This window comes from Rhodococcus tibetensis, from assembly GCF_024438035.1.
Lineage (GTDB): Bacteria > Actinomycetota > Actinomycetes > Mycobacteriales > Mycobacteriaceae > Rhodococcus_F > Rhodococcus_F tibetensis.
Map to the genome: position 1 here is coordinate 1 of NZ_JANFQF010000041.1, position 10,407 is coordinate 10,407.

At 65.4% G+C, this 10,407-nt stretch carries 12 protein-coding genes and 1 rRNA gene; 7 read left to right on the forward strand and 6 right to left on the reverse strand.

Annotated elements, in window-relative coordinates:
* Positions 1 to 128: thiolase family protein (locus NOF53_RS27190; RefSeq protein WP_509908956.1), on the reverse strand; the 128-nt coding region annotated here is incomplete at its 3' end.
* A gap of 106 nt (positions 129 to 234) precedes the next feature.
* On the opposite strand from NOF53_RS27190, the gene mce reads away from it, so the two are divergent.
* Complete coding sequence (gene mce, locus NOF53_RS27195) at positions 235 to 708, forward strand: methylmalonyl-CoA epimerase (protein WP_255974733.1); 474 nt, start codon at positions 235 to 237, stop codon at positions 706 to 708.
* Between the two features lie 99 nt (positions 709 to 807).
* Positions 808 to 1,896, forward strand: a complete 1,089-nt coding sequence (locus NOF53_RS27200) for a coiled-coil domain-containing protein (protein ID WP_255974735.1) — start codon at positions 808 to 810, stop codon at positions 1,894 to 1,896.
* Here NOF53_RS27200 and NOF53_RS27205 read toward each other — a convergent pair.
* The gene (locus NOF53_RS27205; protein ID WP_255974737.1) at positions 1,893 to 2,219 is read right to left on the reverse strand and encodes an Rv1322 family protein; all 327 of its coding nucleotides are present in this window, start codon (positions 2,217 to 2,219) and stop codon (positions 1,893 to 1,895) included. The two genes, NOF53_RS27200 and NOF53_RS27205, sit on opposite strands and share 4 nt — an antisense overlap.
* Positions 2,220 to 2,235: 16 nt before the next feature.
* Positions 2,236 to 2,910 (reverse strand): endonuclease NucS, encoded by a 675-nt coding sequence (nucS, locus tag NOF53_RS27210; protein WP_255974739.1) that lies wholly within the window; start codon positions 2,908 to 2,910, stop codon positions 2,236 to 2,238.
* Positions 2,911 to 2,946: 36 nt separating this feature from the next.
* Here nucS and NOF53_RS27215 point away from each other — a divergent pair, with 36 nt between their 5' ends.
* The gene (locus tag NOF53_RS27215; protein WP_255974741.1) at positions 2,947 to 4,548 is read left to right on the forward strand and encodes an adenylate/guanylate cyclase domain-containing protein; all 1,602 of its coding nucleotides are present in this window, start codon (positions 2,947 to 2,949) and stop codon (positions 4,546 to 4,548) included.
* On the opposite strand, the gene NOF53_RS27220 is transcribed toward NOF53_RS27215, so the two are convergent.
* Entirely contained in the window at positions 4,495 to 5,292 is a 798-nt protein-coding gene (locus NOF53_RS27220) for a TetR/AcrR family transcriptional regulator (protein ID WP_255974743.1), read from the reverse strand. The two genes, NOF53_RS27215 and NOF53_RS27220, sit on opposite strands and share 54 nt — an antisense overlap.
* A gap of 446 nt (positions 5,293 to 5,738) precedes the next feature.
* Here NOF53_RS27220 and NOF53_RS27835 point away from each other — a divergent pair, with 446 nt between their 5' ends.
* The 3 genes from NOF53_RS27835 to NOF53_RS27840 all read left to right on the forward strand — a co-directional run bounded on the left by NOF53_RS27835 (position 5,739) and on the right by NOF53_RS27840 (position 8,129).
* Positions 5,739 to 6,998 (forward strand): SNF2 helicase-associated domain-containing protein, encoded by a 1,260-nt coding sequence (locus NOF53_RS27835; RefSeq protein WP_255974745.1) that lies wholly within the window; start codon positions 5,739 to 5,741, stop codon positions 6,996 to 6,998.
* The gene (locus tag NOF53_RS27230) at positions 6,902 to 7,357 is read left to right on the forward strand and encodes a DEAD/DEAH box helicase (RefSeq protein WP_255974746.1); all 456 of its coding nucleotides are present in this window, start codon (positions 6,902 to 6,904) and stop codon (positions 7,355 to 7,357) included. The genes NOF53_RS27835 and NOF53_RS27230 overlap by 97 nt, the downstream gene beginning before the upstream one ends.
* A gap of 64 nt (positions 7,358 to 7,421) precedes the next feature.
* Positions 7,422 to 8,129, forward strand: a complete 708-nt coding sequence (locus NOF53_RS27840) for an SWIM zinc finger family protein (protein WP_255974748.1) — start codon at positions 7,422 to 7,424, stop codon at positions 8,127 to 8,129.
* On the opposite strand, the gene NOF53_RS27240 is transcribed toward NOF53_RS27840, so the two are convergent.
* Entirely contained in the window at positions 8,095 to 8,484 is a 390-nt protein-coding gene (locus tag NOF53_RS27240) for a UBP-type zinc finger domain-containing protein (RefSeq protein ID WP_308213883.1), read from the reverse strand. The two genes, NOF53_RS27840 and NOF53_RS27240, sit on opposite strands and share 35 nt — an antisense overlap.
* Before the next feature lie 125 nt (positions 8,485 to 8,609).
* On the opposite strand from NOF53_RS27240, the gene NOF53_RS27245 reads away from it, so the two are divergent.
* Positions 8,610 to 10,205, forward strand: a complete 1,596-nt coding sequence (locus NOF53_RS27245) for a PucR family transcriptional regulator (RefSeq protein WP_255974750.1) — start codon at positions 8,610 to 8,612, stop codon at positions 10,203 to 10,205.
* Positions 10,206 to 10,299: 94 nt separating this feature from the next.
* On the opposite strand, the gene rrf is transcribed toward NOF53_RS27245, so the two are convergent.
* Positions 10,300 to 10,407: ribosomal RNA gene (gene rrf, locus NOF53_RS27250) — 5S ribosomal RNA — on the reverse strand; the annotation flags it as partial.

Here is a 10,407-nt window from a genome sequence, read left to right on the forward strand (position 1 = left end):
ACCCCCGCCTTCTCCAACGCACCCCGGATCGCGATCCCACCCAGATCCGAACCCGAGAAATCCTTCAACGAACCCATCAACCGACCCATCGGCGTACGGGCTCCGGCAACAATCACAGAACTGGTCACGTTTTCCTCCGGGGATCCTTCGATTTCTGTCGGCCGATCACGTCCGGGGCGACGAAAGTCACATCCCGGCGAGAACTACTGAAACGGTAGCGCTAACGTCGACGGCATGACACAGACCTCCCCCTCTCAGACCCCGTCACCTCTGTCTTCGGACCTGGTGACCGCCATCGACCACGTCGGTATCGCCGTGCCCGACCTCGACGCCGCCATCGCGTGGTACGCGGAGCACCTCGGCATGGTGTCGACGCACGAAGAAGTGAACGAGGAGCAGGGCGTGCGCGAGGCGATGCTCGGCGTCGTCGGCGCACCCGAGGGCAGCACCGCCCTGCAGCTCCTTGCCCCGTTGAACGAGAACTCGACCATCGCCAAGTTCATCGATCGGAGCGGTCCCGGTCTCCAGCAGCTGGCGTATCGCGTCACGGACATCGATGTCCTCTCCGCGCAGCTCCGGGAACGCGGCGTCCGTCTGCTCTACGACGCTCCCCGGCGCGGCACCGCGGACTCGCGCATCAACTTCGTGCATCCCAAGGATGCCGGTGGAGTCCTCATCGAGCTCGTGGAGCCTTCGGCGACCCATTGAGGCTGGGGTGTGGCGGCAACGGGCTTGGCCTGCGCCGGAGCGTTAGGGACCCGGGAGGCCGAGAGACAAGCACGGCTTTGCCCAGGTAGATTGGCGGCCATGGTAAACGAGCAAGACCGTGGTTCGATCCCCCTTCCGTTCTCAGTGGCGCGTAAGGGCTTCGACCGGGACGAGGTGCGCAACTACTTCGAGCGTTTCGACGCCGAGTTGCGGGTGACGGCGGCTGATCGGGATGCGGCGGCTGCGCAGGCGCGCGATCTCGCGAAGCAGCTCGACGATGCGCGTGACGAAATCGACGAGCTCCGCAAGGACGTCGATCGCCTGTCCGTTCCTCCTACTACCGCGGAGGGCATGAGCGACCGCATCTCGCGGATGCTGCGTCTTGCGTCTGACGAAGCATCCGAGGTGCGCGCCAAGGCCGAGGCCGATGCGGCGGAAATGATCTCGATCGCCGAGCAGGAGGCCGCTCAGCTCCGTGGCCAGTACGAGTCGCTGGTCGCGGAACTCGAAGACCGGCGTAGCGCCCTCGAGACCGAGCACACCCAGACCATGGCGAAGGCGCGTACCGAGGCTGCCCGCATCGTCGAGGCGGCGCAGGCAGAACGGGACCGTCTCGCCGCCGAGGCAGAGCTGCGTCGGGCGCAGGTGCAGGAAGATTTCGACCTCGCCATGACCGAGCGCAGGCAGAAGACGATTTCCGCGGTCAACGAACTGGAGGCGACCAGCAAGGCCGAAGCTCAGCGACGGCTCGCCGATGCCACGCACGAGGCGGAGCGGCGGCTGCAGGCGGCCACCGACCAGTCGGAGCGCAAGATCGCCCACGCCAAGGAGCTTGCCGAGGAGCTTCGAGTGCTCCGAGGCCGAATTCTCGCTCAGCTATTGGGTATTCGCGGTCAACTCGATTCTGTCCCCGCGATGTTGGCCTCCGTCAATCGGGAAAGCGAACTGTTGGACGCACACCCCGAGACCGCCCAGCAGTCGAACCCGCGCTCCAACGAGAACAGCGATTCACGGTCTGCGCAGAAGAATTTTTCCGCTAGGAACGAGTCCAGCTCAGCTCGGGAAAATTCCGAGGAGAAGTCCGACGACCGCTCGGGCGCCGACGCCGACACTGCCGTCCTGTCGGCGGTCGACGAGGACTCGACGGTCAATTCGGCAGATCAGCAGACGGTCAAGACAGGTAGCTAGGACCACCTGCGCGTGAGGCCCCGGGTGCTGCGTCCCGACCAGCACCCGGCGTGCCAGTGCCGCCGCTCATCGGCGCCGCCGTACTCGGCGGGCCACGTCACGAGATGAGACACCCCCGGTCGGATGTCATGATCGCAGCCGGGACACCGGTAGGTCTTGGTGGCGCGTGCTCCCGGGACGGTGCGGACAATGTAGTCCTCGTCGCTGTACCCGCCGGGGCCTGATTCCCTGCGTGACAGCGCACCGCCGAACCCCACTTCGCCGTGGTTCGCGGTAGGCGCTCCGCGGCGCGTGCTCTTGGGTTGGGGTTTACGACGGGGCACGAAACCAGCCTAGGCCTCAGAAAAGCCGGAACTCGGTGCTCTCGGTGCCCCGGAGCGCTTCGTAGTCGAGCACCAGGCAGCGGATTCCGCGGTCGGTGGCGAGAGTTTTGGCCTGCGGTTTGATCTGCTGAGCGGCAAATACTCCGCTCACAGGCGCGAGCAGGGGGTCCCGGTTGAGCAGTTCGAGGTAGCGCGTCAACTGCTCGACTCCGTCGATGTCACCTCTGCGCTTGATCTCGACGGCGACGGACGCGCCGTCGGCGTTCCGGCACAGGAGGTCGACGGGGCCGATGGCCGTCATGTATTCGCGACGCACGAGTGTGTACCCGGTGCCGAGGGTTTCGACGTGTTCGGCTAGGAGCTCCTGCAGGTGCGCTTCGACACCGTCCTTGACGAGTCCGGGATCGACACCGAGCTCGTGGCTGGAGTCGTGCTCGATCTCCTCGATGGTGATGCGTAGTTCCTCACCGGCCTTGTTGGTGACAACCCACAGTGCTTCAGCATCGTCTGCGGTTCCTTCGACGAGCCAGCACGGCGGGCTCATCCAGTTCAACGGCTTATAGGCGCGGTCGTCGGCGTGAATGCTCACCGATCCGTCGGCCTTGACCAGCAACAGGCGACGCGCGGTGGGAAGATGTGCCGTCAAGCGGCCTACGTAGTCGACTCGGCATCTGGCAATCACTAGGCGCACTCGAACACCCTAAGGGATCGCGCCGACTAGTCTCGAATGACTATGCGCCCCCCTCGCAGATCTGTCGCCCCGCTGGGGTCGTGGTTGCTCGGATCGCCGGACGAAAGCCCACGCCGTCGCCGCGTCCGCGTCCAACTGCTGCTGACCGCACCGTTGGTTCTGACCAATCTCATCGGGGCGCTGATCGCGTGTCTGCTCGTCAGTGTGGTCGTCCCGGGTCCGAGCGTGTGGTCCGCCGAGTACATGCTTGCCAATTTCGTCGCTGTGCCCGTATTCGTTCTGACAGCAGTGTTGATCGGAGTGACGTGGGGCACTCGCCGGATCGTCTCGGATCTTCGATGGGCCACCGTAGATCGCGCCCCCACCGAGAGCGACCGTTCGGCCGCCTTCCGCGCGCCGTGGCGGCTCACGCGAGTCCAGGCGGCTCTGTGGGGTCTGGGTTGGGTGTTCTTCACCACGCTGTACGGCATCATCGACCCCCAGACGATTCCCAAGGTGGCATTCACCGTCGCGTTCGCCGGTATCACGATCTGCGCGTTCTGTTATCTGCTCACCGAGTTCGCCCTGCGCCCCGTCGCCGCTCGGGCGCTGAGTTCGGGCGAGCCCCGTACCCGCCGGACCCTGGGTATCACCGGTCGAACCGTCCTCGCCTGGATCCTCGGGACCGGGGTGCCGCTGCTCGGACTGATGCTCATCGCGGTGTTCAGCTTCATCCGATACGCCAGCCCTACCAGCCTCGCAGTATCCATTCTCGCGCTCGGCGGTGTGATTCTCTGTTTCGGTTTGCTGCTGGTCGTGATCAGTGTGCGAGCCACCGAGGCCCCGATCCGCTCGGTTCAGTTGGGAATGGCCAAGGTGGCCGACGGAGATCTGGACGCCGAGGTGGTCGTCTACGACGGTACCGAACTGGGTGAATTGCAAACCGGCTTCAACCGCATGGCGGAAGGCCTTCGCGAGCGCGAGAAGATTCGCGATCTCTTCGGACGCCACGTCGGGCAGGAGGTCGCGAGCAATGCGCTCCGTCACCATCCGGAACTGGGTGGCGAGGAACGCGATGTGTCCGTCCTCTTCGTCGACATCATCGGATCCACCACCATGGCGGCTACCCGCTCACCGGCGGAGGTCGTGGACTTACTCAACCGATTCTTCAACGTCGTCGTCGACGAGGTCGACCGTCGTTGTGGTTTCGTCAACAAGTTCGAAGGTGATGCCGCACTCGCCATCTTCGGCGCCCCGGTCGCACTCGACGATCATGCTGGTGCAGCTCTGTCCGCGGCTCGCGCTCTCCGGGAACGGCTCACCGTCGAGGTCCGCGAATGCGAGGCGGGGATCGGAATTGCAACGGGACGCGCGGTCGCAGGCAACATCGGCGCACACGAACGGTTCGAGTACACAGTGATCGGCGATCCGGTCAACGAGGCGGCTCGTCTGTCCGAGTTGGCCAAGAACGTCCCCGGACGTCTCGTGGCGTCCCAGCGTGCCACTGACGCAGCAGGCGAAGACGAACGGCGGCACTGGACTCTGACGGACAGTGTGACCCTGCGTGGTCGCGTGGAGCCCACCCGGCTGGCTGTTCCCACAGCGCTACTCGAGGGAGCGTCCACCGTCGCGGATCAGGGCGCCGATTCCGTCGAGTAGGCGGGCGAGACCGAATTCGAAGGCGTGATTTGGTGCAAAGGCAGCATTGTGGTGTTCGCCGGCCACAGTCCCGACGCGGGCAGCAAAAGGGAAGCGGTCGGGGTCGAACACTTTCTCGAAATGGGGCGCGATGCTGCGCCACCATTCGCTGTCGTCGTCCCCCGTTGCCACGCGGGCTGCCGCTTCGGCGGCGGCCCGCGCAGCGCCTGCGACGAAACTGTCGAGCAGCGCCACCACGGAGTCCATCTCGAGGTCTGACAAGCCGAGCCCTTCGACCGCTGCCAGATCGCGCTCGTACTTCGCCATCGCCCCGGGCCCCAGGACCGGTCGGCTGAGGGTGATAATGCCCAGCATCCATGGATGGGCACGGAGGAGTTCGAAGTAGGCTCGGGCTGCCGCCGCCAGCCGATCCCGCCACCCTGCGATCGGATCCGCGCTGTCGTCTCGGGCGGCATGGAGTGTGGACAGCACCCGATCGGTCATCACGTCGACCAGCTCCGTCTTGCCGGGAACGTGCGTGTACAGCGACATCGCCCCAGCTCCGAGTTCGGCCCCGAGGCGGCGCATCGAGACCGCATCGAGTCCTTCGGCGTCGGCGAGGCTGATCGCAGCGTCGACGATGCGGTCGAGCGTCAGACCCGGCTTCCCCCGGCGGGGCCGCGACACCGGCACGGTGCCACCGCCCCACAGCAACTCCATGGTCCGGGCGGGGTCGCCGCCCGGTGGTGTCGCGATTCCGGCCATGCCGGAATCTTCCCATGCCGACTTGGGAACTCAATTGGTCGCCACCGCGTTGACGTACGACGTACCGTACGAGGTGCTGTCGCGCGGCGCGGATGGCGCCGACGGCAGGGCCGTCGGGAAAGGTGAAGTAGTGACAGCAGAGCCGGCTCTCACGAGCTACGCGGCCACGTTCGTACCCTCCGATGTCCCTCGGAACGCACACCTTGTCTTCTGGGAGGCCGAACCACAGGGCAACCCTCCCCCGCACCCGGACTCGCCCACGCGCCTCGCCGTCGGCCAACACTCGGTAGCCAGCCTTCCCACGCGGCGAGTTTCGATCCGAGATGCACTCCCGCTTTCTTCTGGCCCCGCCGGCAGAGACGGAGGTCCACCGTTCGGTCGCTTTCTGGGCCGCGTGCGCCCGGACCGCGGTCGGGTATCTCGCGAACGGCACGACTCTTCCGTCGGTGACCGCGAGCGGCCGGGACGTGTGGCGACTCGGCGTCCTCGATCAGGAGGAGCTGCGCCACATGGGCAGCCTTGCCGCTGCCCTTCCCCCCGAGGCTCGCGCGATCGCGCTGGGCGAGCAGACGGGAGACACGATGGAGGTTGTGCTTCCGGGCGCCGCGGAGGTGCTGCGCGGCTTCCTGACGTCCGCCCTCGACGCGCTTCCGCGGCTGTGCGCACCCGCCGACTCCGACGCACTTCCGTACCTGGGCTGGGACGCCGACCGTGTGCCCGGACTTCAGACCTGGACTGCCTCCCTCGCGCCCGCAACCGTTGCGCTGTCGCTGCGCATCGATCCTGTGCCGACCACCGGAACCGTCGACCTCGTGGACAGCGCATTCGACGCCACGGTCCAGGTCCACGGCGTGGACAGGCCTGCAGTCGTCTGCGACGCCGTGGATCTCGGGCGACATCCGCGCATGGCCGAGTCCGCGTTCGCGGCCGACCCACGAATCGCGGTGCTCGAGGCTCTCCGTCGTGCCGCGCTCCAGTGGGCACCGCTCGAGGAACTGACGCGCTCGGCGGCACCTAATCGAATCAGGCTCGAAGACGACGACGTGACAGCACTTGCCGGCGCCGGCCGGCGTCTGCGCAGCGAAGGTATCGAGATCCACTGGCCGCGTGAGCTGATGGCGCACACGTCGACTCTCATGATTCTGGGCGACTCTACTGCGAGCGGCGGTCACACCACGTTCGGTGGTGACCGCGCCTTCGAGTTCGACTGGCGAGTCGCGATCGGTGACGAAGTGCTCACCAGGGACGACATGGAGAAACTGGTTGCTTCCGAACGCGCCGTGGTGCGGCTGCGTAACCGTTACGTCGTCGCCGACTCGGCGTTGGTGCGCAAGACTCTGCAGCGGCGCACTGGCGCGATGCCGTTGGTCGACGCCCTGCGCGCCTCGCTGACAGGTCGGCCGGCCGGGGCGAGGAAGAGACCCGTGTCGATGTCTGCGGGGCGCTCGCCCGGACTGCGCGGGAACTCACCGACAGGATCACCCTCGACGTGCCGGTGCCTGCCGCGCTGCGCGCACAGCTACGGGACTATCAGCTCGTCGACTTCCGGTGGCTCGACACCAATCTCTCGGAGGACGGACGCTCGCTGGTCTTCACCCACTTCACCGCGATGGGGCGCCTCCTACAGCAGCATCTGGACTCCCGCGGCATCGAGTGCGAGTTCCTCCATGGCGGCACTCCGGTTGCCGGGAGGGAAGAGCTGGTAGAGCGATTCCAGAACGGAGACATTCCTGTCTTGATCCTGTCCCTCAAAGCCGCCGGGACCGGGCTCAACCTCACGCGAGCGGATCACGTCGTCCATTTCGATCGCTGGTGGAATCCGGCCGTCGAAGACCAGGCAACGGATCGCGCCTACCGTATCGGCCAGCACCGGCCGGTCGTCGTCCACCGCTTCGTCACCGCGGGAACTATCGAGGAGCGCATCGCAAGCATGCTGGAGTCCAAACGGCACCTCGCCGACTCCGTCCTGCTTCGTGGCACGGACGCCTTCACCGAACTGACCGACGGGGAACTCACCGAACTCGTCGCGCTGAGCCCCGGATACCACCTCGGAGGTGATCTGTGAGAACCGCCCTGACATTCCCCCGCTTCGCAGCCCAGAAGAGCAGGCGCACTCGCGGTAGAACCTGGTGGCGCAGCGGTGGGTGGACGATCTCGAGCAATCTGCGCTCGACTCGCAGACCCTGAAGCTGGGTCGCGCCCACGCTCACTGCGGGATGGTAGGCCCACTGACTTTCGCCGCCGGACTGCTCTCCGCCGACGTGCATACCAACGACGAGCTCATGCACGTGCGCATCCTCGTCGAGGTGCTCGACAAAGCGAAGTGGGGTCGGGTGCTCACGGTCCTCGGATCGAGGAGTGGTCACGTCGCCCAGCTGTTGAGCGGAACACTTCCGCGTGAACTGGACGAAGATCTCGAGGCGATCGGAATATCCCTCGTCCCTTCGATGTTCGATGCGGACGCGACCTGCACGTGCGAGGAGTGGGACGCGCCCTGCCGGCATGCAGCGGCAGTCCTGTACCAGGCGGCGTGGATACTCGATGACGACCCGATGTTGCTCTTTCTGCTCCGCGGTCGCGAGGGGCGGCACATACTCGAACGTCGGCACGATGCGCACGAGGACCACTCGGAGTCGTCGTTCGCCGCCACGTCGAGGCCCACGCCGGCCGCCGAGTCCTACGCTGAGGTCCCTGGCTCCCTGCCGACGATGCCCGCCTGGACTGCAGCCGTCCCGGTGCGCCCTCGGTGGCTGGACGACACGCCGCCCGAAGTTCGCGCAGACGACATCTGGTCGGCGATTCTCACTGCGATCTCGCGATACGAAGACTCTGTCTGACATCATTCGACAGCCCCGGGACGAGGCTCGGGCCGACGACCCGCGCCCCGGTCGCCGGGTAGGGCGTGCAGATCCGGACGTCATGCACGAAGCACCAACGCCAGTTGTCGCCTGGATGGAGCGACTGCGCGATCGGGTGCCCGCAGCGCTGTGCGTGGTGTCTCGCATGGCGCATTGGTGACGAGTCACTACAGCCGACGTACCCACACGTCAGGCACAGCATCAGGTGTTCCCACCGCGTGCCGAGTGCGAGACAGCCCTCGCACCCGTCCGACGTATGTGCAACGACGTCGCGAATCATATTCAGATCGGGATCGTGCCAGGTATTGGATTGGGACATTTTGCCACCCCTCATTCCCAAGGTTGATCCCTGACGGCGCCCACCACATGGTCATGGTGGAACGAAAGAATCTCCGGGGAATCGGCACGAATGCACACCCCTCAGGGTTTCGACCTCAGCTATCCGGGGTAGATCAAGGCATGGATCTGGAAGCAGTCCCAGACCCCAGGGTGGTCGACACTCCTCGGGCATCCGACCTCCGAACCGTTCTTGCGCTCACCGCGCACATGCATGACTGCGATGATCGGGACAACATCTTCGGCTTGATGCGGGAGGCCCTTCCGAGACTGGGACCGTTCACAGTCGAACCCGCAACGGGAGACGCCGACGGTTTCTGGCGTCAGCGCCTCCTGCTCGACGACCCCTCCACCGACACCATCGCGCTGATGATTCGGGCCGAACGTCCACCGACGCAGGGGGAACTCACGTCCCTCGAACTTTTGATTCAGCACACCGTGACCGCATTGCGTTCCGCCTCCCTAGCCCTGCGCACAGATGCGCAGGAACATCGTCTGCGGGAGAGTTCACAGGCATTGAGTGCAGTGTCGCAGCAGCTTGCGCGCCTACAGTCCGAAGAGAAAATGCGCCATACGTTCGATCGGCTCTCCCTCGCGGGAGCCTCCGAAGCGGCAATCGCAGACACTCTCCATCAGCTGACCGGATTGGCCGTGGGGGTCGAGGATCCATTCGGCAACCTCCGTGTCTGGGCCGGCCCCGGAAAGATGCCGCGGTATCGCCGCATCGGCGGCCGCAACCGAGTAGACGTCGTTCGCAGAGCCACCATGGAGGGCAGACCCCTGCGGGACGACAATCGGATCCTGCGGATCGTCCGGCCCCGGCAAGTTCTGCTGGGGATTTTGTACCTCTGCGACCCGGAGCACGAGGCGACAGACCTGGACGTGTTCGCGTTGGACTACGCCGCGACTGTCCTCGCCATCGAGATGGCCCACGAACGGTCCTTAGCGGAGACTGAGGCACGGTTGAGGCGCGACCTCGGGGACGATCTTCTCGCTGGAACCGACGACGACGGCGCCTACTCCCGGGCCGCAGCACTCGGCTACGACCTCCACGATCCCCAGCGAGTCCTGGTGGTCGAATGGGAACCGAAGACGAATGCCGACACGGTATCCGACGCGCTCCGCCGATACTTTTCCTCCGTCGACGCGTCGGCCCTTCTCGTGCACCGCGACGACCACGGCGCGGGGGTCGTTGCCGCGATTGCACAATCGAAAACCGACGCGGGCAGCGCATTCCGGGCGTTGGAGAAAACGCTCGGTTCGACGAGCGGGGTGTTGGGAGTCGGATCGGAATGTGCATCGCCCAGCGAGATACCGCAGTCGTACAGTCACGCGTTGCGTGCTCTGGAGATTCGCAAGCAGTCACTGTCGCCGTGGGGTGTGGCACACTTCGACGAACTGGGTGTATATCGCATTCTCGATGCGCACGCGACGACACGAGACGTCGAGTCTTTCGTCCAGGAGTGGCTCGGGCCTCTGCTCGACTACGACAGGGAACACCACAGCACCATGACGGCAACCCTCGCCCAGTACCTCGACTGCGGAGGCAAGTACGACGAAACCGCTCGCGCCCTCCGAATTCATCGCAGCACACTGCGATACCGAATGTCCCGCATTCACGAACTCACCGAACGCGATCTCCGGAGCGTCGACACCCGGCTTAATCTTCACCTGGCCACACGAGCGCTGCAGGTCCTCGCCGGCGAGGACCGATTGTGAAAAAGCGTTGGCACTTCCAGGTCGACGACGAGAGTTTTTGTTGTGGAATGCCGGAAGCCCCCCAACAGGTGTTGGGGGGCTTCCGGTAACGGATGTTCGGCGGTGTCCTACTCTCCCACACCCTGTCGAGTGCAGTACCATCGGCGCTGGAGGGCTTAGCTTCCGGGTTCGGAATGGGTCCGGGCGTTTCCCCTCCGCTATG